The 24,103-nt window shown below is 59.9% G+C and carries 25 protein-coding genes, 1 tRNA gene and 1 other RNA gene; 6 read left to right on the forward strand and 21 right to left on the reverse strand.

Annotated features, from left to right (window positions below; translation table 11 throughout):
* Positions 1-111: transposase (locus tag GX444_00485; protein NLH47058.1), on the forward strand; the 111-nt coding region annotated here is incomplete at its 5' end.
* Between the two features lie 97 nt (positions 112-208).
* Here GX444_00485 and GX444_00490 read toward each other — a convergent pair.
* From GX444_00490 to GX444_00505, 4 genes are all read right to left on the reverse strand, one after another.
* The gene (locus GX444_00490; protein ID NLH47059.1) at positions 209-664 is read right to left on the reverse strand and encodes a Smr/MutS family protein; all 456 of its coding nucleotides are present in this window, start codon (positions 662-664) and stop codon (positions 209-211) included.
* Positions 665-669: 5 nt separating this feature from the next.
* Positions 670-1,176 (reverse strand): hypothetical protein, encoded by a 507-nt coding sequence (locus GX444_00495; GenBank protein NLH47060.1) that lies wholly within the window; start codon positions 1,174-1,176, stop codon positions 670-672.
* Positions 1,177-1,430: 254 nt separating this feature from the next.
* Positions 1,431-2,123 (reverse strand): hypothetical protein, encoded by a 693-nt coding sequence (locus GX444_00500; GenBank protein NLH47061.1) that lies wholly within the window; start codon positions 2,121-2,123, stop codon positions 1,431-1,433.
* Between the two features lie 42 nt (positions 2,124-2,165).
* A complete protein-coding gene (locus GX444_00505; GenBank protein ID NLH47062.1) occupies positions 2,166-2,819 on the reverse strand; it encodes a hypothetical protein in 654 nt (217 codons plus the stop codon).
* Between the two features lie 331 nt (positions 2,820-3,150).
* Between GX444_00505 and GX444_00510 the strand changes: the two genes are divergently transcribed.
* The 5 genes from GX444_00510 to GX444_00530 all read left to right on the forward strand — a co-directional run bounded on the left by GX444_00510 (position 3,151) and on the right by GX444_00530 (position 8,507).
* Complete coding sequence (locus GX444_00510; GenBank protein ID NLH47063.1) at positions 3,151-4,005, forward strand: hypothetical protein; 855 nt, start codon at positions 3,151-3,153, stop codon at positions 4,003-4,005.
* A gap of 75 nt (positions 4,006-4,080) precedes the next feature.
* The gene (locus GX444_00515) at positions 4,081-4,917 is read left to right on the forward strand and encodes a hypothetical protein (GenBank protein NLH47064.1); all 837 of its coding nucleotides are present in this window, start codon (positions 4,081-4,083) and stop codon (positions 4,915-4,917) included.
* Between the two features lie 284 nt (positions 4,918-5,201).
* Positions 5,202-6,677: an amidophosphoribosyltransferase gene (locus tag GX444_00520; GenBank protein ID NLH47065.1), complete on the forward strand. Its 1,476-nt coding sequence runs from the start codon at positions 5,202-5,204 to the stop codon at positions 6,675-6,677.
* Positions 6,678-6,729: 52 nt separating this feature from the next.
* Positions 6,730-7,785, forward strand: a complete 1,056-nt coding sequence (locus GX444_00525) for a hypothetical protein (GenBank protein ID NLH47066.1) — start codon at positions 6,730-6,732, stop codon at positions 7,783-7,785.
* Positions 7,786-7,817: 32 nt separating this feature from the next.
* Positions 7,818-8,507, forward strand: coding sequence for a DUF697 domain-containing protein (locus GX444_00530; GenBank protein ID NLH47067.1), 690 nt, complete (start codon positions 7,818-7,820; stop codon positions 8,505-8,507).
* On the opposite strand, the gene GX444_00535 is transcribed toward GX444_00530, so the two are convergent.
* The 17 genes from GX444_00535 to GX444_00615 form a co-directional block, all read right to left on the reverse strand.
* Entirely contained in the window at positions 8,504-9,472 is a 969-nt protein-coding gene (locus tag GX444_00535; protein NLH47068.1) for an ABC transporter ATP-binding protein, read from the reverse strand. The genes GX444_00530 and GX444_00535 overlap by 4 nt on opposite strands.
* 7 nt (positions 9,473-9,479) lie before the next feature.
* The gene (locus GX444_00540) at positions 9,480-10,154 is read right to left on the reverse strand and encodes a hypothetical protein (GenBank protein ID NLH47069.1); all 675 of its coding nucleotides are present in this window, start codon (positions 10,152-10,154) and stop codon (positions 9,480-9,482) included.
* A 13-nt stretch (positions 10,155-10,167) separates the two neighbouring features.
* Positions 10,168-10,944, reverse strand: coding sequence for a hypothetical protein (locus tag GX444_00545; protein ID NLH47070.1), 777 nt, complete (start codon positions 10,942-10,944; stop codon positions 10,168-10,170).
* Positions 10,937-12,634 carry a tetratricopeptide repeat protein gene (locus GX444_00550; protein ID NLH47071.1) on the reverse strand — a complete coding sequence of 566 codons (1,698 nt, stop codon included), beginning with the start codon at positions 12,632-12,634 and terminating at the stop codon, positions 10,937-10,939. Before GX444_00550 ends, GX444_00545 begins: the two co-directional genes overlap by 8 nt.
* 140 nt (positions 12,635-12,774) lie before the next feature.
* Positions 12,775-13,166: RNase P RNA component class A (gene rnpB, locus GX444_00555), an RNA gene on the reverse strand.
* 26 nt (positions 13,167-13,192) lie between these two features.
* The gene (locus tag GX444_00560; protein NLH47072.1) at positions 13,193-13,855 is read right to left on the reverse strand and encodes a ribonuclease HI family protein; all 663 of its coding nucleotides are present in this window, start codon (positions 13,853-13,855) and stop codon (positions 13,193-13,195) included.
* On the reverse strand, positions 13,848-14,588 hold the full coding sequence (locus GX444_00565; GenBank protein NLH47073.1) for a hypothetical protein: 741 nt from the start codon (positions 14,586-14,588) through the stop codon (positions 13,848-13,850). The genes GX444_00560 and GX444_00565 overlap by 8 nt, the downstream gene beginning before the upstream one ends.
* Positions 14,589-14,598: 10 nt before the next feature.
* A complete protein-coding gene (locus tag GX444_00570; protein NLH47074.1) occupies positions 14,599-15,726 on the reverse strand; it encodes a Nif3-like dinuclear metal center hexameric protein in 1,128 nt (375 codons plus the stop codon).
* Positions 15,727-15,751: 25 nt separating this feature from the next.
* Positions 15,752-15,824: transfer RNA gene (locus tag GX444_00575), tRNA-Ile, on the reverse strand.
* A gap of 121 nt (positions 15,825-15,945) precedes the next feature.
* A complete protein-coding gene (gene rpoD, locus GX444_00580; GenBank protein ID NLH47075.1) occupies positions 15,946-17,697 on the reverse strand; it encodes an RNA polymerase sigma factor RpoD in 1,752 nt (583 codons plus the stop codon).
* Between the two features lie 24 nt (positions 17,698-17,721).
* Positions 17,722-19,500: a DNA primase gene (locus GX444_00585; protein NLH47076.1), complete on the reverse strand. Its 1,779-nt coding sequence runs from the start codon at positions 19,498-19,500 to the stop codon at positions 17,722-17,724.
* A gap of 17 nt (positions 19,501-19,517) precedes the next feature.
* Complete coding sequence (locus GX444_00590; GenBank protein NLH47077.1) at positions 19,518-19,994, reverse strand: CvpA family protein; 477 nt, start codon at positions 19,992-19,994, stop codon at positions 19,518-19,520.
* 34 nt (positions 19,995-20,028) lie between these two features.
* Positions 20,029-20,475, reverse strand: coding sequence for a GatB/YqeY domain-containing protein (locus GX444_00595; protein ID NLH47078.1), 447 nt, complete (start codon positions 20,473-20,475; stop codon positions 20,029-20,031).
* Positions 20,472-20,696: a 30S ribosomal protein S21 gene (locus tag GX444_00600; protein NLH47079.1), complete on the reverse strand. Its 225-nt coding sequence runs from the start codon at positions 20,694-20,696 to the stop codon at positions 20,472-20,474. Before GX444_00600 ends, GX444_00595 begins: the two co-directional genes overlap by 4 nt.
* A gap of 205 nt (positions 20,697-20,901) precedes the next feature.
* Positions 20,902-21,798, reverse strand: coding sequence for an EamA family transporter (locus GX444_00605; GenBank protein ID NLH47080.1), 897 nt, complete (start codon positions 21,796-21,798; stop codon positions 20,902-20,904).
* Between the two features lie 92 nt (positions 21,799-21,890).
* A complete protein-coding gene (locus GX444_00610) occupies positions 21,891-22,349 on the reverse strand; it encodes a hypothetical protein (GenBank protein ID NLH47081.1) in 459 nt (152 codons plus the stop codon).
* A 96-nt stretch (positions 22,350-22,445) separates the two neighbouring features.
* Positions 22,446-24,101 (reverse strand): hypothetical protein, encoded by a 1,656-nt coding sequence (locus GX444_00615; GenBank protein NLH47082.1) that lies wholly within the window; start codon positions 24,099-24,101, stop codon positions 22,446-22,448.
* Positions 24,102-24,103 lie beyond the last annotated feature (2 nt).

Consider the following 24,103-nt stretch of genomic DNA (forward strand, 5'->3'; position numbering starts at 1 on the left):
GCCATCGACCAATATGTCCGCTGGTACAATGAAAAACGAATCCACTCGGCGCTCGGTTACCGGACGCCGAACGAGGTCGAAGCGGCTTACCTCACCCTAAAAGCCGCCTAAATCTGTCTTGCTTTCGGGGGGACACTACGTGAGGGCTTTATCAACCCTCACCCCGGCTTCGCCGCCCTTTTACCGCCCGCCGCTTGATGTAAATCCATTACTCCCGGCAATACACCCGGATGCCGCCCTTTGTTTCGACGCGCAACAGCTTGTCTTTCACCAGCGCGTCGAGGGCGGTCAGAATCGTCGGCTCGTCGTTTTTACGTAGAAATTTGCGGACGATCTTTTCCTTGGTTTTGCCGGTTTCGCAGAATTGCCGGATATCCTGCTGCAGGCGGTCGAGGGCGGTCGGCAGCGTCCCCCGCGGCTCGACGATCGTGTAGCCGGGATTGCCGTCGATCTTCTCGCCGCAAATGTAGGTGAGGCGGTCGCGGTGCCGGTGAAGCAGGCGGTGCAGTTCCCGCTTGATGGTCCGGCCGGCGTCGCCCGTGGAACTGTAGCCGTGAATGACGTGCAGCGGCGCCCGGCGGCCGGTGCGCACTTCCTCGTTGTACCGGCGCACGAAAAACGCCAGCGCCTCGTCCACCGTCATGCCGTGCAGGTCGAGTTCCATGGCTTTCAGATCGGCTTGCCGAATTTTTGCTTTAAAAAATGTTCCTCGCGCCGCACCCGCCAGATGACGACGGTGGTGTAAGGCACGAGCGCCAACCAGGTCCAACGAACGCCGGCGCCCCAGAAAAAGCCGATCAGCGTCAGGGCATTGCCCAGGTAGATCGGGTGCCGGAACCAGCGATAGGGCCCCGAGCGCACCAGGGTTTGTGAAGGGCTGGGATTGTCCGCTTCGGGCGTGTAGTTGTCGCCCAGGTGCCGGTAGCTCCAGTGTGTCCAGAGTCGGGCCAGGATCGCCAAACCCCAGCCGGGCAGTTGCCAGGTCGCAAAGCGAATCACCGGCATCGCGATCAACTCGGCCAGCATGAAACCCAAGCCGGCGGAATAGGTCAGCGAAAGCGCCCAATAGGACGGGTCGTCCCGCCCGACGGGTCCCTTGCGCCGCAACAGAAAACTCGCGTGGAAAAGCAGAAAAAATCCGCCGGTAAAACCCAGGCCGATCAAGATGGTGTTCATGCGCTCGTTTTAGACTAAGGGATTATTGGCGGCAAGTGGAGAAAACAATAATGGGGAATGCCGAATGGGGAATGCCAAATGGGGAATGCCGAATGGGGAATGAGGAATGAGGAATGCGGAATGCGGAATGTCGAATGTCGAATGCCGAATTGGGAGGCCCAGTCAAGACAAAGGCAATGGTTTTGGTTCGGAACATCATTGAAATACGCCACCTGCCATGAGTGCAGCCGAAGAATCCTCGTCACGATTCTTCGCTAACAGCCGCAACCTTTGTCGCTGTCCTCGTTATCCGAATCGGCATTGTCGTCATCATTACTGTCGTTATCGTTATCATCATCCTCGTCGACCGTGTCATCGCCACCGGCGGGCTCGGGAAAACAATAATGGTCATCGACGGCGGTAGCCGGATCGGCGTCGCCGGTCAGCACATAGTCGAAGCAGTTGTACCAGTAGCCGCCGTAGAACGGGTCGGCTTTACTGCCGGTTGTCGCCACGAACGTGAGAGAAACGTGCTCGCTTTCGCGGATATTGCCGATTCCGGGCGTAGCGGTGGGGCCGGTGTATAACCAGGTGAGCGTATCCGTGGCGTCGTCGAATGAAACCGCCCAGGTACCGGCTTCCTCGCCCTCGTGGATCAGCGCGGCGGGCGCGGCCAGGGTGGCTTGGTCGAGAACGCAAGTAGGATCGGGCAGGGTGATCGCAATTTTCTTGATGGCTTCATTGCCGCCGGTCATGTTCCACACGTCAAAAGCGAAGGTGTATTGCGTACTGGGCCATAAGTACATGCCACCGATGCCGTCAGCCCAGCCGATCACACCGAATACATCATCGGTTTGGGGCGTATCGTCGTCGAGGATGGGCGTGGTATCGTCGTCCTGCGCAAATGCCGAAACCGCGCCGACCAATAGTAAAATCACGATCATCATTAAAACTCTTTTTCCAAACATGCCCTTCTCCGATCAAAAACTAGCGGCAGTCGCGGTTAATCGCTAGCAGCCGCAACCCTTGTCGTCGTTATCGTCATCATCCGAATCGGCATCATTGCTGTCGTTGGTATCGTCGCCGACTGTGTCGTCATCACCGGCAGGAGACGCGAAATGCCAAGTACCCTCAATGACAGTCGGCGGAACGGCGTCGCCGGTCATTACATGATCGAACCAATAGTGTAAGGCGCCTGGATGGTAAAGGCATTGGTCGCTATCGGTTGTTGCAATAAAAGTAAAAGTCAGGTATTCGGTTTCGCGAATATTGCCAATTTCGGGAGTGGCGCTGGGGCCGGTGTATTCGCAAAAGATTGTCGAGGTTGCGCTATCGAAGGTAACCGCCCAGGTCCCGGTCTCCTCGCCTTCGTGAGTCAATGCGACAGGCGGGATCAGGGAGCTTTGATCGAGAACGTAATCCGGGTCCGGAAAAGTCGCCGAGAATTTCTTGATTGCCTCTGAACCGCCGTACATATTCCAAACATCGAAACCGAAAGTGTATGTGGTGCTTGGTTGCAGCCATGTCGTGTCACTGCCATTAGCTTTTCCCATGGCCTGGAATATATTATTCCCACATGGTGTGTCATCGTCTTGCGCAAAGGCCGAGATTGAAATAAGCAATAAAGAAGCTGCCAGAAAAACCACTATTCTTCTTCCTAACATTGCATTCTCCTTTCCATATTGAGATGCTGAAAGAATAATTGTTTGCCGTCCATCACGGCTTGGAGAGCTGAAAACAATTCAGCTATTTGTCCAAGTCGGCAATCGCTGTTCGAATTACACAATCTGTGATCGCCTACAGCAACTATCCAGAGGTTAGCAAAACAATGATTTGCCTGCAAGGATAATATTATTGACACTAGTTTTTTATTGATAAACTATGGAAGTCAAATGGGGCCCTTCATCAAGAAAATATAAAATTAAAAACATTTTCTAGCCGCATATGAGTAGTTCGTCTGCGGTTAAAAACCAGCGTATTGAAAGGAGTATAATCATGACAAAACGAACTGGATTATTCACTATGCTAGTTATCTTCTTTCTGATCGGTTTTTGGGTGAGGTATGTGAAAAGCAGCTATGATGTCAATTTTTATTTGATGGAAAAATATAGTAATGATGCGGAATGTTTAAATGGCCCGCTTTTTTCACAATCAATGCTGCAAGATTATATGGATGAAATGGACGAACATGGGTGGGATCAAAATTTAAATGCAAATTATGTCTATCACTATATGTTTTGGGACCCGGATAAAGTTACATATGGCCAGGATTCCAACTACCTAGATGATGGGATGATCGGATTCATCGGCGCTCATGGCGGTGTCAACGCCAGTAATCATATTTATATTAGTATGAATCGATTCAATGCCATCACGAATAGCTGCAAAGTAATCCCGTATGACCAAATGCAGCTTGGCGATATCGCCAACGGCAACAAATGGCTTCATTTGGATTCCTGCCATAGCATGCATGTTGACGACAATGCTCTTCAATCCTGGCGCCCGGTGTTTCAAGGGGTTCACCAGATCGATGGTTTTCACGGAAATGGCTGGATCTCGGATCAATTACTAGATGATTACGGTAATTTTGCCAACCATAGCCATATCCTAGCCATAGCCCGCGAGTGGGTTCAGGAACTGACGGAATTTGATTTCGATGGAGATGTCGACCTCTGTCCGGTCGCCTATACCGGTCGTTATACCGAAGATTCCTGTGAGGATATTCTGACTAACGAGAAGTATCCGACACCCGGACAGATAAACCTATTGTATGCGGATACCCCTAGTCCGACCGTATGGCGGCGGCATTATCGGGCCGGTTGTGATCCGAATGCCGGCGATCCATTGTGATCAAATCGTTCCATCTAACTACCTATTGGTATCGAACAAGTGAAACAAATAGAAACACAAAAACCGGAGGGATTCATGAAACGGTTTTTCTTAATACTTACCTCGATCGTTCTGGCTGCTTCGATGGCCGCGATTGCTCAAGCGGGTTCGACTCAATTTGGCAATACATATCAAATCCTGACTCCCGTTGAGCCTTCGGTGCAACTCATCGACGATGCCTTGGCATTGGGTATCGACCTGACCGATGCCGAATTGCATGAAGCGCGGCGTGGCTGGTGGAGACTGGAAAACGCCGAATACATTTTATCGCGCAATGCGATATCGGGGCATTTTTCACTTCTTAAAAAAGAGCCGCAGCCAAGTGAATGGAAACGATACGAAATCGGAAACGAGCCGGTTTCCGAAATCGACCTTCACGATGAGGCGGAGGATTTGTTGGAGCTATTGGGTGTACCGCTCGATGAAATCCGCGAGATCAAAGTGGAGCGGATTGTCGGCCAGACCGAGGACGAAATAGGCAATGACGTGGGCGAACCGACTACCGAGAACTTTCTTCTCTATACGGTGCGCGAGCTCGATGGTTATTATGTTTCTGGGTCCAACGCGAAATTAATGTTTTCGCCCGAAGGTGAGTTACAGGAAATTACCATTCGCTGGCGGAATGTCGACAAAGAACTTATCGCGAGCGAGCCGCTGATCGCACTGGAACTGTTGGAAGAGGAAAGTCGTAATGAATGCGAGGCCGAGGCCGAATACTCCAAAACATCGCTGACCCTTTTCTATGCCGGCTTCGCTTATGTCGAGGCCAACGCCTCCGAGGCACAAGAAACCTTCGAAATGCAATATGCTTATCGTTGCGGATTCGAGGATTCTCCCATCTATTTCCATGAACGGAGCGCGATCAAGCGATAGTCGGTGTAACAAGTCATTGGTGGCCACTCCCTGCCTTTCGGAAACGAAAGGCAGGGAAAAATCAAACGATAAGACATTGAATTTGAATAAAACGAAGCTGCCACGAGGTTGAATCTCGCTAATCATTCTTACCCGATTCGGCTTCGACCATTGACCGGGCGTTCAATTTGCGTTACAACTCTAACCCGCCGGAGAACGTCTCCGACGGGTTGAAAACCGAGTAAAATTAGGCCGATCTACCCGGACCGACAACCAGCAACAACGATGAAACGAGAATCGAAGAAATGTGTGGAATTTTCGGATTAATCGGCAAGGAACAAGTTTCGCCGCGGTTGATCGCCGGCGCGGCCCGGTTGCAAAACCGCGGTCACCGCAGCACGAAGGTTTTCACCTTTGACGGCAAGTTCTTCTACAATCACGGCGGATTGGCGCCGGCGACACTGCTGTTCATGGATTACGATCCGCGCCAATTGCACGGCACCAGCGGCATCACTCACACCCGTTACGTCACCGCCGGCAAAACCTCCGAGGAATTCCTGTGGCGCAACATCCAGCCGGTGTTTTCCGACCGGCCCGGCATGGCCACGTGCAACAACGGCGACCTGATCAACGTCTACAGCCAGACCCAATCGCTCAAGGACAAGGGCTTTTCCTTCCAGACCGAAGTGGACGCCAAAGTCATCCAAAATACCCTGATCGACGGCCTGATGCGGGAAAAGGCCTATCTGCACGCCAAGCGCCCGCAGTTGTGGATCAAGCATTTGTGGAAGGCCGTCGAACAGGTGATGACCGAATGCATCGGCGCCTACAGCGTGCTGTGCCTGATGGAAAACGGCCTGCTGGCGTTCCGCGATTCGCACGGCATCCGGCCGTTGTGCATGGCGCGGCGGCTCGACGCCGAAGGCAAGACGATCGAGGTCGGGTTCAGCAGCGAATCGAGCGTCTTCAACTATTTCGGCGATTACCACGACGTGCGCGACGTCGCGCCGGGCGAGGCGGTGTGGGTCGACCGCGAATGGCTCAATCCCGTGGCGCAGACGATCCTGCCCGAACGCGAGGCGTTCTGTTTCTTCGAATACGTTTATTTCGCGCGGCCCGATTCGACGATGAAGGAACAGCGCGTCGAGATGGCGCGGGCGGAACTGGGCGCGGTGCTGGCCGAGGAATGCCGCGATCTGGCGCCCGAAATCGACGTGGTTTGCGGGCTGCCCGGCACCAGCATCTCGGCCGGCCAGACCTTCGCCCACATTTTGCAAAAGCAGTACCTCAACGCGATCATCAAGGTCGACAACCGCCGCAGCTTCCAGGAAACCTCCGACGAAAAGCGGCGCAAGGCGATCGACGACAAGTTCATCTTCATCCGCGATTTCATCGAGGGCAAACGCATCGCGATCATCGACGATTCCAACGTGCGCGGCACGACGGCCAAGAAAATCGTCCGCCGGCTCTTCGACCTGGGCGCCACGGCGGTCCACATGCTGTATTTTTCGCCGCCAATCATCGGCCCGTGTTTTTACGGTATCGACACGCCCGACGAAACCAAGCTGATCGCCTTCGGCAAGGACCTCGAGGAGATCCGCGCGGAAATGGGCTGCACCACGGTCCGCTACATCAGCCACAAGGGCTTGTACCGCGGCCTGGGCGTGCCCGAAGGCGAACTGTGCACGGCGTGCATCACGCGGAATTATCCGACCGACACCAGCGAACTGATCGCGCGGGCCGAGGGCCGGCGCCAGGAGCGGAAAGCTTCCGATTCCTAGGTTCGCGGAGCATCGGCTCTCGTTGAGCAAACCCCGGCGCGGGAGGAATGCGGTGCGACGCTTCGGCTGGCTGCTCGTTTGGCTTTTCCTCCTCGGGTTGGCGGCCTGCGACGTCGACCAGGACGATCCTTACCGCGACCAGGAAGGCGTGGAAATCGACTTTCCCTCGCTCGATCCCAACCGCTACCACTGGGACGGCTTTTCCAATCCCTATTACGAAGGCTGGTTTTTCCGCGTTCTGGCCGCGCCGGACACGACCTTCGCCTTCATCTACGGCGTGCAGAATCCGGGGGTGCCGGACGCCGACAGCAGTTCGTCGTACGTCGTCGTCGCGCGCAACGGCGAACCGGCGGCGACGACGCTGTACCCCGTCGACGCGTTTGACGCCAGCCGGCAACGGCTCGCGGTGCGCGTCGGCGACAACGTCGCCACGGCGGACGGCCTGGCGGGATCCCTGACCGACGACGGCGAGGATATCCGCTGGAACCTGCGCTTCACCATCGAGGATTATTGGGCCGAAACGATGGGCCTACTGACCAACATCCCGGGCCTGCCGGTCAACTGGTACGTCGGCATGCTGCGCGGCCGCGCCGACGGTGAGATCATCTGGAAAGGCGAATCCTTCGCGGTGGAAGGGGCGCCGATTTACAGCGACAAGAACTGGGGCACCGTGTTTCCGACTTCGTATATCTGGATTCAGGCCGGCGGCACTTCGCCCGAACAGGACGCGCTGGCGTTCGCCGGCGGCGATATCGGGGTCATGGCGGGGATGTTCATCTGGCGCGGCGCGGGGCGGAATTACGAAATGCGCAGCCAGGATTTGAATACCCTGGTCGACATCTGGGCGGCGGCCGATCAGGGCCGGGTGCGGATCGACCTGCGGCAGGGCGACACGCGCCTCGTGCTCGACGGCGCGTTCGGCGACGATGAGCCGGTGCTGCTGCCGGCGCCGACTGACGAGGGCTACGCACCCTACACGCGCATGGCTTTGCTGGGTGAGCTGCAAATCGAAGTGTACGCGCGGACCGGCTGGGATTATCGACTGCTCGAAACGGTGCGGCCCGACCAGGCGGCCGTTGAAATCGGCGGCGCCTATTGGGGCGAGTGAACCGCGCCGCGAACGGTTGAAGGGGGGGGACCATGAAACGCGATTGGGATGGGATCAAGGCCAAGGCGAGGGAGATGTACGACTCGATCGAGCGCGCGGTCCGCGACGAGATCGACGACGAACGCAACGAACAGGCGCCGATCCGGCGGATCATCATGGCTTACAGCGCCGCCGCGGCCGGCGCCTCGATCAATCCGCTGCCGCTTTCCGGACTGGCGCTGGTCACGCCGATCCACGTCGCCCTGGTGCTGCACGTCGGCAAGCGGCTGGGCCATCCGCTGACGATCGAAAACGCCGGCGAGGTTTTCAAGGAACTCGTCGGCGCGGTCGGCCTGTCGATCGCCTCGCGGCTGACGGCCGGGGCGTTGCTGAAAATCGGCCTGCCGCTGATCGGCGGGCTACTTCGGGCGCCGGTGGTCTTTGCGCTTACCTATGGGCTGGGCCGCGTGGCCGAGGATTATTTCCTGCGCCGGGAAAAGGGGCTGACCTTCGACAAGCGCACCGCGCGGGAAGTCTTCGCGAAGGGCGTCGCGGAAGGCCGGGTCGAGGGCGCCTACGCCGATTACATCAAACGGGAAACGAAACGGAAGAATCCGGCCAGCCAACCGGCCGCGAAAGAGCCGGTGAAAGAACCGGTGAAAAAGTCGGTGAAAAAGCCGGCGAAAAAACCGGTGAAAAAACCGGCGAAAAAACCGGTGAAAAAACCGGCGAAAAAATCCTAGCCGCCGACCTTCTCGTACAACCAACAGGCGACTTGCGACGCCTCGCGTATAAACAGCGGCGGCGGCGTTTCGCGGCAGCGCGGCAGGACGTCGGGGCAACGCGGATGGAAGCGGCAACCCGGCGGATAGGAGGTCGCGGGCTCCACGCGGCCGGGAATCGCCGCTTCGATCCCGCCGCGGTCCAGCGTGTGGATGGCGCGCAGCAGGCCGCGCGTGTACGGATGCAACGGCCGGTTGAAAAGATCCGCCACCCCGGCGCTTTCCGCGATTTTACCCGCGTACAAGACGATCACCCGTTCGCATAGCTCGGCGACGACACCCAGGTCGTGGGTGATGAACAGCACCGCCGTTCCGGTTTGCCGGCGCAGTTCGTCGATCAACCGCAACACCTGGGCCTGGGTGGTGACGTCCAGCGCGGTGGTCGGCTCGTCGGCGATCAACAATTTCGGCTTGGTGGCCATCGCCATGGCGATCATCACCCGCTGGCGCATGCCGCCGGAAAGCTGACTCGGATAAGCGCCGAGCCGTTCCTCCGGCCGCTCGATGCCCACGCGCTCCAAAGCGTTTCGCGCCTCGGCCAACGCCGCCGCGCGGCTGAGCCCCAGGTGCTGCATCAGCGGCTCGACGAGTTGTTCGCCGACGGAAAACACCGGGTTCAAGCTGGTCAGGGGATCCTGGAAAATCATCGATATTTCGCGGCCGCGGATTTTGCGCAGCCGGGTTTCGTCCAGGTCGGTCAGAGATTGGCCGCGCCATTCGATCCGTCCGCCGATCCGCGCCTGCCGTTCGGGCAGGAGGCGCATCAGCGCCAGGGCGGTGACGGATTTGCCGCAACCCGATTCGCCGACCATGCCGACGATTTCGCCTTCCTGCACGGTGAAGGAAATGCCGTCGACGGCGCGCGCCGTTCCGCCGGGAACGGGGAAATGAACGGTCAGGTCGGAAGCGGCGAGCAGGGTGGCCATGGCGCCGTCAGGGCTTCTGGCGCTCGTTTTCGACCCTGGCGCGGAATTCCTCATGGGTGAAGACGCCTTTTTCGATCAGCAGGTCGATCAGCGCGCGGAACGCGTAATCGTTGATGCGCTGGTCGCGTTCGACGAATTCGCCCTCGGGATTGATGATGATCGGTTCCTCGTCGGTGCCGACGAACTGGGTGTCCAGTTCGATGACGTCGGCGGTGTCGTTCAGGCCGTGACTCTCGCGCAGGCCGGAGGTGTGGTAGCAGTAATCGATGGCCCGGTTGATGTCGCTTTCCAGGGCCAGGGCGGTCACGACGCTGTGGCCGGACAGGAATTCGACTTCCTGGATGCCGCGGAAATCGGTCGGGTCGGACATCGCCAACAGCAGCTTGCGGTGCCCCTTCTGGTTTTTCACCGCGACGGGAATGACGTTGTATTTGGCGCAGATGTTTTTCGGGATCAGCTTGAGCGCCTCGAGGTAGACGTGGCTTTTGCGAAAATTGATTTTCGCCACGCCGAGCTGATGGCTGAGCGCGTCGAGCAGTTGCTGATCGGTGATCAGTCCGGCCTTCATCAGGTGCTCGCCCAGCCGGCCGCCCCAACGTTTCTGCTCGGACAGCGCGGCCCGCAAGTGGGTTTCCGAAATCAGGCCGGCTTCCTTGAGGATCTCGCCCAGCGGCTTTTGCATCATTCCCTCCGCATTAATTCGCCGACTCGAACTCCTGCACCCGCCAGCCGTCGGGAACCGACGGGTGGAAGAGCGATGTCTCGATCAATTGATTAACCCGAACGTCCGCCATCTTCAAGACCAGCGTTTGTTTTTGCGCCGGCCGTGCGATGGAGATTTCGTGCGGCACCGGTACGCCGTCCTCCGGGCGAACGGCCTTCCACGCGACGGTCAGCGGTTCCGGCCGCTCCAGGCGCAACGTCGCCGGCCGCCTGCCGCGCGGCTCGATGCCGACCCGCCAATCCACCGCCTGAAAATGCCACAAGTCGTGATCCTCGCCGCGCTCCGGCTTGACCGGCTCCCACGCGGGCGGGTCCAGCGCCAGGCCGCCGGCGACGAACTGCCTCAGGAAGCGCGGCTCCACCTCGATCCGCAGGGCTTTCCAGGCGGTCGCGGCGTCGGCCGGGCCGCGGCGGATCACCGTGTGCCGGTAGTCGAGCAGCAGGATTTCGTCGAGGCCGACGATCGCGGAGAACAGCGGCGTCCCGAAGGGCGTGACGACATCCAGCCGCAGCCCCTGCGCCCGGTCGAAAACGAGAAAAATATCGGCGAGCAACGGCGCGCCACGGTCGCTGACCTTGAGCGTGCCGCTCGCTTGCAGCGACGTGACCTGCCGCAGCGGCGCCGCCAGCATTTCGGTCACTTCCGCGGTGGAAACGGCCGGCGCGGTCCATTGCCCCGCGAACGGCGCGCAACCGCAGAGCCACGCGACCACGCAGCAGGCCGCCAGGAGCCGGGCGCCGTTATTCACCCAGTTTTCCTTTGAGGCGGGCGGACGTGTCGGGCTCGGGATTGAGCGTCATGGCCTTGCGCCAATATTCGCGTGCCTGTGACGCATCGCCCTTGGCCGCGTACGCGTCGCCGATGTGTTCGGCGATGACCGCCTCGGACGGTTCCAGTTCCAACGCGTGTTTCAGGTTCTCGATCGCCTGATCGTAACGGCCCATGCGATACAGCGCCCAGCCGTACGAATCGACGATGTGGCCGCTGTAGGGTTTCATCTTGACGGCTTTGGCGAGCAGCTTTTCGGCGCGCGACAGGTCGGCGTTGTGGTCGGCCAGCGTGTACCCGATGAAGTTGAGGGCGTCCACGTCGTTCGGGTCTTTGTCCAGGCGTTTTTCCATGACCTGCACACCCTGCTTCCAGCGGCCCGAACGTTCGTAGAGGACCGCCAGCGAGTAGATGGATTCCGGATCATCCGGCTGAAGTTTCAGAGCGCGCTGCAGGACTTCCTCGGCCTGCTCGAAGCGGCCCATGCTCGAAAGGACCGAGCCGCGAGTGCGCAGCACGTCCAGTTCGTTGGGGAAGTCTTTTTCCAACAGGTCCAGTTCGACCAGCGCGTTGCCGTTCTGACCCAGGCGCATGAGCAGGGTGGCCAGGTTGAGGCGCGCTTCAAGGTAGTAGGAGCTTTCCTTCGGAATCTGCCGGTAGTTGTCCAGCGCCTCGGGGATTTTGTTCAGCCGCGCCAGGCACACGGCCGCCAGATAGCGGGCCTGGTTGTTCTTCGGCTCTTTTTCGAGCACCAGATTGAACTGCGCCAGCGCGTCGACCGTCCGGCCCTGGTGAAAGAGCACCACGCCGCGCGTAATGGTGGTGTCCGCGGTGCCGCCGCCGAGCAGCTCCAGGCGCTGAGTTTCCGCCATGGCGGCGTCCGGGTTGTTGGTGCGCAGGTGCAGGCCGATGAGCTGGCGGTGCAGGGCACGGTCGTCCGGATTGAGTTCGATCGCGCGCTGGTAGGCGACGATCGCGGCGGGGCGGTCGCCCAGGCCCTCGCAGGCGAAACCCAGGCCGATCCAGCCGCGGGCGAATTCCGGTTCGAGCTCGGTCACCTTGGTGAAATATTTTTTCGCCGCGGCCCATTGTTCGTCGACCAGGTTCAGGCGGCCCAGCTCGAAGAACGATTGATAGGCTTCGGGATTGCGCTTGGTGAATTGCTCGAGGGCTTTTTCGGCTTTGCGGTTTTCGCCGGTTTCCTCGTAGAGCCCCGCGATGAAAATCGCGGCCATCTCGTAATCGGGCTTCAGATCCAGGATGGTCCGATAAATTTCGATGGCTTCCTCGCGCTTGCCGGTGGCGGCCAGGACGCCCGCCTTCAACGCCAGCGTCTCGACGTCCCGGGGAGCCTGTTGCAGCGCCAATTCGATCTCGCCCATGGCCTGATCGATCGCGCCGCTCTGAATCAGGATGATCGCCTTGAGGCGGAGGATTTCCGGAATGACGTAACCCAGTTCCTGGATCCGGTCGAAAAGCTGAAAGGCGAGCGGGGCATTGCCTTCCTGCAGGGAGAGATAGCCCTGGGACAGTAAAAACAGCAGCCGCGCCTTGTCGATCATCGACGGCTCGTGGTTGGCGGTCGCCGGCGTTTCCGGCTTGACGCCGGTGGTGGCGCAGGCGGCGACGACGAGCAGCAGGCAGAGCAATCCGAAAAGTTGTTTTTTCATCTAATTGTCAGTCCTTGAAGCAGACCCGTTTGGAAAAACTTAGCACCGGCGGCGAGCCTGGGCAAGCAGCGCGGAAGCAAATAACGAGCGCTTTCCTTTCTGGGGCGCGGCCGAATTCGCGCGCGCCGAGATAACGCGGGAACCGGAGCGGCCTTGTAAGCCGGGTTCTGTACGCTTGGCGCCCGTTCCCGCCGACGGGCGGCCAAGGCAGTGACCATTCGTCTACGACGGCGGTTGCCCGCCGCCTCCAGCGGCTCATTGAACGCTCGGGCGGACCTCCCTCAAACGCGTTCGCTCGGCCTTGCATCGGGTGGGGTTTACCGCACCGCCGGTTCCCCGGCTGTCGTGGGTGCGCTCTTACCGCACCATTTCACCTTTGCCTGTGCCCCGCGGAGCGGGGCCATCGGCCGTGTCATTTCTGTGGCACTTTCCCTAGGGTCGCCCCCGCCTGCCGTTAGCAGGCACCTGGTCCGCGATGCCCGGACTTTCCTCCCGCGATCCGCGGATCGCCGGCGGTCACCCCGGCCGCTCCGGTTCTGTTTTGTTGATAACGAGAAACTAATCCTCGGTCAATGCGGCTTGCTTTTTGTTCTTGACGCGCGGGGCGCGCTCGTCGAGCACGCGGTTGACCAGGTCGTCGGCGAACCGGTTTTCCTCGCGCCGGATATGGCGGATTTCCCAGTGGGGAAATTCGCGCAGCGCCCTGACCGCGGCGAGAAACAGCGGCAGGATGTTCTTGTTCTTGACCTTGTATTCTCCCTGCAACTGCTTGACGACCAGTTCGCTGTCGCCTTGCAGCAAGAGCCGTTTGACGCCCATTTCCCCGGCCAGTTCGATGGCCAACAGCAGGCCGTGATACTCGGCGACGTTGTTGGTGTTTTTATCCAGAAAGCGGCTCCGTTCGACCAGGGCCTCGCCGTTGGCGTCCAGCGCGATCGCCACGCCGGCCGCCGGGCCGGGATTGCCGCGGCTGCCGCCGTCGAACACGAAGACCAGATCGTCGCGGCCGGCGGCGATTTGCTTCGCGTTCTCCATCCGGCGGTGTTCCGCGGCTTCGACTTCTTCCTGGTGGCGACCCTGCCGATTCAGTCGATAGGCCAGGTCTTGCAGGGTCTCGCGGGCCTGATCGAGGTCGAAATCGGCCCGTTCGGCGGCCTGACCAAGCGGCACGCCGTCGGCCAGCGCCTTGAGCAGCGCCGCCGCGCGACGGAGATCAACCACCGTTGGCCTCGGTTTTCTGCGCTTCTGCCTCGTAAAAAAGGATGCGGTGGCAGGAAGGGCAGGTGATGATTTCCTCGTTGCGGATGACGAGGTTGTAAACCTGGGGCGGCACGTTCATCAGGCAGCCCTGGCAGGTGCGCTTGATGACCCGTACCACCGCGACGCCGCCGGTGATCTCCCGCAGGCGGTCGTACCGATGCAGGAAATTGCCCTCGATGGAAGGGAGAAACTTGGCGCGCTGCTCCTCGAGGATTTTCAGCTTTTCGCCGACGACCTCGAGTTTTTTATTCAGTTCGACGATCTGCACGCTCTTGAGCTTCTCGACCTCGACCAAGCGGTCTTTGGCTTTTTTCAGCGAGAGTTCGGCGCCGTCGATATCGTCCATGATCCGCAGCAGTTGATCCTCGATCTCCTCGATCATTTCCTTCTGCTTGTCGTTTTCCCGCTGGATGGCGTGGTATTCCTCGTTGGTCTTCACCGCCATCAGGCGCGCCTTGTTTTTTTCGATCTGCGCTTCGTGTTCCTGCAGTTCGCGGTCTTTTTGCCGCCGGATTTCCTGGGCGTGTTTCTGCTCGGCTTCCTTTTCCTTGACCACCTGGCGATGGTGCTCCATCTCGCTCTCGAGCGCTTCGATTTCCTTGGGTGAATTCTTGCGCAGCAACTCGATTTCCATGATTTGCTGATCGATTTGTTGCAAGTCGTGAAGCAATCTCAGTTGTTCGGCAGCGGACAAGGCAACCTCCTTAAATCCGGCTGAAGGGATCGCTGTCGGTCCGGCAAACGAATACCGGCAAGGGCGACAACGAGGCGGTCAGCCGCGCGGCCAAGCTTTCGATAAACGGATATTCGGTCGCGAAGTGTCCCAGGTCGATGACGGGAACGCGCCGTTCCCGGGCCTGAAGCGCTTCGTGATATTTCAAATCGCCGGTCAGCAGGGCATCGCCCGGCCGGCCGGCGAGGGCGTCGATGAATCCGGCCCCGGCGCCGCCGCACAGCAGCAGCCGCTCGATCCGGGTGGCGCCGTCGCCGACGAAACGTCCGGCGGGCGCGCGCCGCCGCCGCGCCGCCCAGCGGGCCAAGGCGGCCAGCGTTTGCGGCTTGGGCAACCGGCCGAGTCGGCCGCGTCCGCCCGCGGGATTCTGCCGTTCGGTCGGGAACAGGTCGAACGCTACTTCCTCGTACGGGTGCGTCGCTTTCATCGCCTCCAGCACGGCGGTGACGTTCGCCGCCGGAACGCGCACCTCGAGCCGGACCTCGTTTTCGACCGACAATTCGCCCGGCCGGCCGCTGTAGGGAGTGGCGCCCGCCCGCGGCAGGTAGGTGCCTTCGCCCCGCAGGCGATACGAGCATTTGGCGTAATTGCCGATCACGCCGCCGCCGGCCTGGAAAACGGCCTCACTCACCGCCGCGAGGTGCGATTCGGGCACGAAGACCGTCAGTTTGCGGTAGGCGACGGGATAGAGCGGTTCCCAGGGCCGCACGTCCAGCAGGCCCAGCCGTTGCGCGAGCACGTCGTTGACGCCGCCCGCCGCCCAATCGGCGTTGGTGTGGCAGGCGACGATCGCCGTGCGGCGCCGGATCGCTTCGGCGACGGTCGCGCCGACCGGCGTATCGGTGTCGAGCCGGGCGAGGGGATGGAACAACAACGGATGATGAGTCACCAGCAAGCCACCGGCCGTTTGCCGGACGGCTTCCGGAGAGGGGTCGAGCGCGACGCCGACGCGTTTGACGGTCGCGGCGGCGGAGCCGACTTGCAGGCCGATCCGATCCCATTCCTCGGCGAGCGAGGAAGGAAAGAAGGATTCCAGAACTTCAAGGATCTCATGGACGCGTCGGGCGGCGGCGCGTCGCATGAAATTTGTTTCGGTCATCGTTTCCTCTGTCGTCGATCGCTCCTGGGCCCGGCAGGATTCGAACCTGCGACCAGCCGGTTATGAGCCGGCAGCTCTAGCCGCTGAGCTACGGGCCCCTAATGCGGCATCGCCCCATTCGCGTCGCGGGGGGTTTTATATTTCCTCGCCGCGTCGCTTGTCAAGTTGACCGGCAATTTTTCCTAAGAAAAAGGCCGCCCGCGGGCGGCCCTTTGTCGGTTATTCGAGAAAACTCCGCAATTTTCGGGCCCGGCTCGGGTGACGCAGCTTGCGCAACGCCTTGGCTTCGATCTGCCGGATGCGTTCGCGGGTGACGTCGAAATCCTGCCCCACTTCCTCGAGCGTGTGGTCGCTGGCCTCGCCGATGCCGAAGCGCATCCGCAGCACCTTTTCCTCACGCGGCGTCAGCGTGGACAGCACGCGGCGCGTCTGGTCCGCGAGGTTCATGCAGATGACCGCGTCGGACGGTGAGAGGATTTTCTTATCCTCGATGAAATCGCCCAGATGGCTGTCTTCTTCCTCGCCGATCGGGGTTTCGAGGCTGATCGGTTCCTTGGCGATTTTCAGGACCTTGCGCACTTTTTCGAGCGGCATGTCCATCTTTTCGGCGATTTCCTCGGGCGTCGGCTCGCGGCCGATTTCCTGCACCAGGTAGCGGCTGGTGCGGATCAGCTTGTTGATCGTTTCGATCATGTGCACCGGAATGCGGATGGTGCGCGCCTGATCGGCGATCGCCCGGGTGATCGCCTGGCGGATCCACCAGGTGGCGTAGGTCGAGAATTTGTAACCGCGCTTGTATTCGAATTTATCGACGGCCTTCATCAGGCCGATGTTGCCTTCCTGGATGAGATCGAGGAATTGCAGGCCGCGGTTGGTGTATTTTTTGGCGATGGACACCACGAGGCGCAGGTTGGCTTCGATCAGTTCCTTTTTCGCCTGCTTGGCCATGATCTCGCCGGTGTTGATCGTCGTCACCAGGGCGTGCAGTTCGGAGGCCTTGCTTTCCACTTCTTTTTCGATGTTGCGGATGGTGGTTTCGGCGCTGACGAAGTGTTCTATCTGGTTCCGTATTTTTTCCATGTCGCGGGCTTTGGGCAGAATCAATTTGACTTCGGCCGAGAATTCCTTGCCTTTGCCGAGCTTGCGCGACAGGCGCCGCATGTCCTTGATGGTCAGGCCGGTGTCGTGATTGATCCGGCGGATCCGGTCCATCGAATGCCGGCAGGTGTAATCGAATTCCTTCAGGCGCGCGATGACCATGTCGATGGTCGGCGTGTTGAGGTTGATGTCCTCGAGCAGCACCAGAATGGTCTTGCGGTTGCGTTCGAGGCGCCGTTTGATCGAGCCGCGATCCCGTTTGACCATCTTCTGCATCGACAACATGCTCATGTCGCGCAGGATCCGGTCTTCCAGGTCGCGCAGCCGCGTCATGCTTTTCAGCACGCGCTCCAGGTGCTCGCTTTCGTCGATTTCGAGCGGCTGCCCTTCGTCGTCCTCGAGGTTTTTGATGACGTCGCGCAGCTTCATCGCGCCGCTGGCCAGTTTTTCCTGGATTTCGGTGATGACCTTGGAGGTGAAGGGCGTGCCCATCACCGCCTTCAACACTTGCTGATTGCCCTTTTCGATGCGCTTGGCGATTTCAACTTCGCCTTCGCGGGTCAACAGGCTGACGGCGCCCATCTCGCGCAGATACATGCGCACCGGATCGTTGGTCTTACCGACCGTGCCGGCATCGGCGACTTCGTCTTCCTCTTCCTCGCGATGTTTTTCCTTGCGCTCCCGATATTCCTCTTCGCTGTCGACGATTTCGATATCCAGATCGTTGAACATGATCATCACGTCGTCGATCTGTTCGGAGTTGAAAACGTCCGTCGGCAAGAGGTTGTTCACCTCGTCGTAGGTGAGATACCCACGATCCTTGCCCATGGCGATCAACTGTTTAAGTTCTTTGATTTCGTCTTCTTTGGGCATACCGTAACCCCTTTAATAAAGGTGCTAGAATCTAATCATTTTCAAGGTTTTTCGCAAGGCGAAGATTCGGCGCTCCAAATCGTCGATGCGCGCTTGATTCCCGGTCGTCCGCGCCTGTTCCAGTTCCTGGCTCAACGCGTCGATTTCCTCCTGCAGCTTGCGCCGCTCCCGGTCTTGCAAGGCATCCCGGATCATCTGGGACGCCACCTTGGCCTCGCAGGGCGGCGCGGTCATCAGCAGGTCGCCCGCCAGGTTGCGAAGTTCGTCGGGATCCTCGGCCCGCATCAACGTCTCCGATCCGAGGGCCGATTGGTCCGCCGGCGCCTCCAGCAAGCGTTCGCCCAACGTCCGCAGAAAACCGTCGGGCAGGGCCAGAAGCAGGTTCTCCGGGTCGAAACCGCCTCTAACCCCTGGAAAATGCAAAAGCGTTGCCAAAATGGTCCATTCCGAGCTGGGCAATTGCCGCGCCACGGTTTTTACCGGCGAAACCGCCGGAGCATGTCGCCCGCGGCGGGCGCGGTCGATCTGCTGGCGAATCGTTTCCTCGGGGAGCCGGGCGCGCGCGGAAAGCGTTTTTGCCAGTAATCCTCGCTGGATAGGATTGGTAATGCGCGCCGCCAGGGCGCACGCTGCGTTCATCGCCCGCACCAGGCCGTCCTCGCCGGGGCCGGATTGCCGAAAATACCCGTCGATGACGAAATCGAGCAGCGGCGGGGCTTTTTCGATCCGGTCTTTCATCGCATCCGCGCCGTTTTTTTTCAAAAAACTGTCGGGATCCTCGCTCGGCGGCAAAACCACCGCGCGCGGCTGAAATTCCCGCGGCAGGTAAATGTCGATCAGCCGGGCCATCGCTTTCTGTCCCGCGGCATCGCCGTCAAAGACAAAGACAACGTTTTTCGTATAGCGTTCCAGCAAGGCGGCATGATTTTCGGTGAAGGCGGTGCCCAGGGCGGCCACGGCGTTGGTGAAGCCGAACTGGTGCAGCGAAACGACGTCAAAATTACCCTCGCAAATCAGCACCTGGTCGCGCTGGGAAATCGCCTTGGTCGCCAGATGAATGCCGAAAAAAGTCCGGCTTTTCGAAAAAATATCGCTCTCCGGCGAGTTGATGTACTTCGGCCCGTCGCCGGCCAGCAGGCGCGCCGAAAAGGCCACGACCTTGCCCGCCGGGTTGCGCACCGGAAAAACCAAGCGGTTGCGGTAGCGATCGTAGTATCCCTCGCCTTGTTCGCGCTGCGCGATGACCCCGACGGCGAGCGCGTCCTGCAGCGACAGCGCCCGTTTTTGCAGATGTTGCACCAGGCGTTCCCAGCCGTCGGGCGCGTAACCGATTTCAAAGGTTTCCATCATCGAGCGCGGACAGTCGCGTTGCCGCAGATATTCGCGCGCCGCCTTGCCGATTTCCGGATGGGCCAGCATCTCGCGATAAAAGGCGAGAGCGGCGTCGTTGATGGCGAACAGGCGTTCGCGATAGCCGCGCGGCCGCGACGGGCCGCCGGCGGCGGGGATTTCGATATTCAGCCGTTCTGCCAGGAAGCGCACCGCTTCGGGAAAAGCGAGGCGCTGGGTTTCCATCAGGAAGCGGAAGACATCGCCGCCGATGCCGCAGCCGAAACATTTGAAGGCGCCGCGGTCCGGGTTGACGTAAAAACTGGGCTGCATGTCCTTGTGAAACGGGCACAAACCGACCAGGCGCGTGCCGACGCGCTTCAAGGTCACCGTTTCGCCGATGATCTGGGCGATGTCCGCGCGGGCGCGAACCTCGGCGATCACGGCATCGGGTATGAAATCGCTTTTCGGCATCGGTTCCAGGTCTGCGGTCAGGATGCGTTGAACAAGCCCAAAACGGCGTTGGCCCAACCCATCAGGTAAGGCGCCAGCGCCGAATTTTGGATCGGTCCCGTCAGGGAGACGAACAGCTTCTTTTCCATCAGCACGGCCATGAAAATGCCGCAGATGAAAGCGCCCTTCAGACCGCCGAAGACGGCGCCGAAGGTGCGGTTCAGGCTCGAGAGCTTCAGCTTTTTCGTGGCCTTGGTCAGCACCTGGCCGGCCAGGCCGAAGGCAAAGGTGATCAGGATGAACAACAGCACGAACACGATGACGCTGGAGAGTGGCGGGTTGAAGTTCAGCAGGCCGGCCAGCATCTGGCCGAGCGGGCGATAGGCGGCGGCGGTGACGAACAGGGCGACGAAAAAGCCGACGAACGTCAGGGCTTCGTTGAAGAAGCCTTTCCAGAAGCCTTTACCGGCGAAGATCAGCACGATGACAATAATGAGCAGATCGATGTACGGCACGATTTCACTTTGGAAAAGAAAAGCGCGCCAGGCGCTAATCGGTTAACGCCTGGCGCACTTTTTGATTGACGATCTTGTTGTCGGCCCGGCCGGCGATCTTGGGTACCAGGGCTTTCATCACCTTGCCCAGATCGCCCGCGCCATGGGCGCCGACTTCGGCAATCGTTTCCCCGATCAGGCGATCCAATTCGGCCTCATCGAGCACGGGAGGCAGATACGCGGTCAGGATTTCGTTTTCGGCGAGTTCCGCGGCGGCCTTGTCGTCGCGCCCGCCCGACCGGAACACCTCGGCCGCTTCCTGCCGCTTTTTGATCATCGAACGAATGATCGCCAGCACCTGTTCATCGCTGAGCGGATCAGGGCTGTCGATCTCCTTGTTCTTGATCTCGGCCCGCAACAGGCGGAGCACCCCGACGCGAAACTTCTGTCCCGCTTTCAGGGCTCCCACGTAATCGAGTTGGATGGTCTCGACGAGGTTCATCGAGCGCCGAATCCTCCCTTTTCCGCTTTTTCCTGCTTGCGGATCTTCTTCATCATGCGCTTGCGAGCGGCCGCGGCTTTCTTCTTCCGCTTGACGCTGGGTTTTTCATAATGCTCGCGCTTGCGGACCTCCGACAGGACGCCCGCTTTCTCGCACTGCTTCTTGAACCGCTTCAACGCGGTTTCGTAAGATTCGCCTTCACGTACGCGAACACCCGGCATAAGCTCTTCGACCTCCCTTCGCGCCTTGATTTCACGTCCCCGACCGAGAGAAACAGCATTGCCCGAATGAAACTATGGGACGCGAGAGCAAATGGAAATGCATTTGTGCCTCTCGGAGCGGGGGAAATCATATAGAAACGAAAAGGAATGTCAAGCTGGCGAAAACCCTGGCGCTCCCGGGTTGAAGATTAATAAACGTATTTTGCTACTCGGTCTCGGCGGGCGCGGCGGCTTGGGCAGACGTCGGGCGTCGCATGGCGAGCAGCGCGGTACCGGCGATCACCAGGACGATGCCGACGCCGTGGCCGAAGCGGATCGTTTCGCCGAAGATCGTCACCGCCGCGACGATCGGCAGCACGTTGCTGAGGATCGTCACCACGGGCGAAACGACGCTGGCGCGGCCGTTGGCGAAGGCGGTCTGGAAAAACACGCTGGCCAGCAGGTTGCCGGCGATCACGATGTAAATCGGGTAATCGGTCAGACCGGCGACCCAGGCCTCGGAGCGCAGGAGCGAGAAATCGCCGCCGATTTCGGCGACCACGCGCTGGGTCATCAGTTTGGTCATCAGGTTGCAGAGGCCGAAAATCAAGCCAGCCGAGACCGACAGCGTGATTTCGGCGGTAAAGCCGAGCCGCCGCGCCAACAGCGCCGTGGTGGTGAGGATCGCCGTCGCCGCCGTGAACAACAGCAGGGCGCCGTTGCCGGGAATCAGCGAAGCGCCACCGCTTTCGGCCTGCGCCACCACGATCACGCCGGCAAACACCAGGCCGATCCCCGTCCATTCCACCGGCATCACCTTTTCTTTTAAAAAGGCGACGCCGATCAGCGCCGCCACCGCGCCGGTCAGACAGGTGATCGGCAATACCCGGGCGATGCCGGCGCGGCCCAACGCGGTCATGAAGACCATGCCGCCGCCGATCATCAACAACAGGCCGACGGTCCAGATCCAGTTGGTGATCAGGGTTTTGAGGACGGGGCCGATCTGCCGGAAGAATTCACGCACCGAAATTTTCGGGAAGGCGCCGGACATGCCGTATTTTTGCATGACCGTGCCGATGCCCCAGCAAAGGCTGGCCATGACCGCGAGCAGGATCGGATTCATCGATTCTCCCAGGGGTGACACTTGCGTCGTGCGACATTTGACGCCGGCGGTCGGCGCCGGGCCACGAATTTTCAGCCGCTCAATTTACTTGCTTATTCGTCGCGGGTGAAGACCGTCCCGTTCAGGCCCAGCGAACGGCCCGCGCAGTTGTCCTCGATCAGCGTCGTGGTCAGCGTCGTCGCCGTCACCACGTAGCTGTAGCGGCCGACCTGGTTCGAATCACAGGCCAGGTCGCCCGTCAGGTCGATAACCAGAGCCGTGCAACCGTCCAGTTCGATCTGGCCGGTGACGTCGTAAGCCGTCTGGCTCACGCCGACGGCGTGAAACGACAGGTCATCGGCGATTTCGAGCGTGATCAACGGACCGGTCCAGGAGCCGGGAATCAGGTCGGCGGAGCCGCAATCGGTGTCGTCGTCTCCCGTGTCGTCGTCGGACTCGCCGGAATCATCGTTGTCGTCATCGTCGTCATCGTCGCCGCAGGCGCCGGCGATGCCGAAAAGCCCGAGGCAGACGGTCAGCCACAAAATCAGCCAACGGTTGCTCGACTTCATGTTTTTTCTCCTCTTTAAAGCCGCAACAGAGCGACTGGCATTCTATGCTTCTTTCTCCGGGAAAAGTAGCGACTTTCGGTGTCCGGCCGGGCGCCGCTATTTTTTCGGGCAGGTCCAACCCTTGTATTCGGGTTGGCCATCGCGGGCGCGGCGCATGTAGGTCGAGATGTAGCCGTTTTCCACCGGGTGCGAACAATACGCGTATTTTTTAATGAATTGCGGGGCGTTTTCGAGTGAAACGACGGCGGGAAGGCCTTTTTCCTTTTTGCCGGCCGGGCACTCCTGTAAAGGTGTTTTGCTGACCTCGACGCAATTTAAAATGAAATCCGGCTGGCGCGACAGCAGGTATGGCGTGTCGTATTTTTCGTGGCCGGGCACCCCGAGGCCGGTTTTCATGCGCTTGTGCGCGATGTGCTCGTCGGTCAGTCCCAGAATGTCGATCAGCGGCCGATCCAGAATGTAACCCATTGCGCCGATGGCGACCGCCGCGACCAGCGCATCCTTCGGCAGCACGCCGTCGAGCACCTTGGCGTCCATCTCCATGCGGCGCACGACCCCCATCCCGACGATGATTTTAAATTCGTTGATGCCCAGCACCATCATCGATACGTTTAAAACCAGGACGTACAAAATCAGCGTGCCGGCCGACAACCGTTCGGTCGCGAACCGCCGCAGATGCCGGCCCAGAAATTTGATCCTGCCGATAAATTCGCCGTCAAATCGCGCCAGCAAACTCCAGGTCAGCAGGACGGTCAGCGGCCAGATCGGCACCAGGAAGCGGAAATAGGGCATGAAATCGCCGCCGGAAAAAACCGACTGGGCGCAAAACGCCGTGACGACGACCAGCGATATTTTTTCCCAGCGCAACAGGGGCAGGGCGCGATCCCGTACCCGGCGGAACAGGAGGATCGCCGCCAGCGGAAACACTCCCCAGAGGAGATTCGGCACGACGTAAAGCAGGCCGCGCCAGAGGATCGCCATGCGGATGCCGTCCACCTTGGCGTAGTAGGTGTTCGGATAGAGGTACCCGTAATACGAATAGCGCCAGGCAAAATAGACGCCATATAGCACGGCGAAGAGCAGGGCAAAGACGACGACGCGCCGGATGGGCAACGGCCGCACGAAGCAAAGCCAGGAAAGCGCCAGCGCGGCGGCCAGGGTCGTGCCTTCGGGCCGGATCAGCGCCGCCAGAACGCAAACCAGCGCGGAAAGGATCGGCCGGCGGTCATGGTCCATTTCGCTTTCGGCGAGCCAGACCGCGCCGACGACGGCGGCCATGAACCAGATGGTTTCCATGCCGGAAAGCACCCAGTGGATCATCGCCGGATTGGTGGCCATCAGCAGGGGGAAAAACAGCGACCAGTTTGCATTGTAGTTCGATTGCGGCGCCCGGGTGATTTTGCGGTATCCCAGCGCGGTGATCAGCGCCAGGCACAGGTGCGCGATCACGACCGACACGTGGTATGGATTGATGCCCAGGGCGATGAACGGGGCGAGCACGGTCATCTGCAGAAAGGTCGTGCACCCTTCCACTTTTTCGCCCGGATTGAAAATGGGCCCGAGGCCGCGGGCGATGTTGCGCGCGTAGCGGTAGGTGATGTAGGAGTCGTCGAAAATCGCCTCGCGGATGCGAACGATGAAAAACAGGATGCCGAAGCCGGCCGTCAGCAGAAAGACCCGGACCGGGGTCAGCGCCGCGACGAAGCGCGCGACTTTCGAGGGCGATGAACCGTTGGTTCCGCTGTCCGTCAATC

Source organism: Myxococcales bacterium (assembly GCA_012517325.1).
GTDB lineage: Bacteria > Lernaellota > Lernaellaia > Lernaellales > Lernaellaceae > JAAYVF01.

Coding starts and splice junctions, on each gene's coding strand:
- GX444_00595 (NLH47078.1), bottom strand. CDS start 20,475: ATGAACCTCGTCGAGACCATCCAACTCGATTACGTGGGAGCCCTGAAA.
- GX444_00535 (NLH47068.1), bottom strand. CDS start 9,472: ATGGCCACCCTGCTCGCCGCTTCCGACCTGACCGTTCATTTCCCCGTT.
- GX444_00495 (NLH47060.1), bottom strand. CDS start 1,176: ATGAACACCATCTTGATCGGCCTGGGTTTTACCGGCGGATTTTTTCTG.
- GX444_00550 (NLH47071.1), bottom strand. CDS start 12,634: ATGAAAAAACAACTTTTCGGATTGCTCTGCCTGCTGCTCGTCGTCGCC.
- GX444_00530 (NLH47067.1), top strand. CDS start 7,818: ATGAAACGCGATTGGGATGGGATCAAGGCCAAGGCGAGGGAGATGTAC.
- GX444_00540 (NLH47069.1), bottom strand. CDS start 10,154: ATGCAAAAGCCGCTGGGCGAGATCCTCAAGGAAGCCGGCCTGATTTCG.
- GX444_00505 (NLH47062.1), bottom strand. CDS start 2,819: ATGTTAGGAAGAAGAATAGTGGTTTTTCTGGCAGCTTCTTTATTGCTT.
- GX444_00510 (NLH47063.1), top strand. CDS start 3,151: ATGACAAAACGAACTGGATTATTCACTATGCTAGTTATCTTCTTTCTG.
- GX444_00570 (NLH47074.1), bottom strand. CDS start 15,726: ATGACCGAAACAAATTTCATGCGACGCGCCGCCGCCCGACGCGTCCAT.
- GX444_00610 (NLH47081.1), bottom strand. CDS start 22,349: ATGAAGTCGAGCAACCGTTGGCTGATTTTGTGGCTGACCGTCTGCCTC.
- rpoD (NLH47075.1), bottom strand. CDS start 17,697: ATGCCCAAAGAAGACGAAATCAAAGAACTTAAACAGTTGATCGCCATG.
- GX444_00490 (NLH47059.1), bottom strand. CDS start 664: ATGGAACTCGACCTGCACGGCATGACGGTGGACGAGGCGCTGGCGTTT.
- GX444_00515 (NLH47064.1), top strand. CDS start 4,081: ATGAAACGGTTTTTCTTAATACTTACCTCGATCGTTCTGGCTGCTTCG.
- GX444_00585 (NLH47076.1), bottom strand. CDS start 19,500: ATGCCGAAAAGCGATTTCATACCCGATGCCGTGATCGCCGAGGTTCGC.
- GX444_00600 (NLH47079.1), bottom strand. CDS start 20,696: ATGCCGGGTGTTCGCGTACGTGAAGGCGAATCTTACGAAACCGCGTTG.
- GX444_00605 (NLH47080.1), bottom strand. CDS start 21,798: ATGAATCCGATCCTGCTCGCGGTCATGGCCAGCCTTTGCTGGGGCATC.
- GX444_00500 (NLH47061.1), bottom strand. CDS start 2,123: ATGTTTGGAAAAAGAGTTTTAATGATGATCGTGATTTTACTATTGGTC.
- GX444_00520 (NLH47065.1), top strand. CDS start 5,202: ATGTGTGGAATTTTCGGATTAATCGGCAAGGAACAAGTTTCGCCGCGG.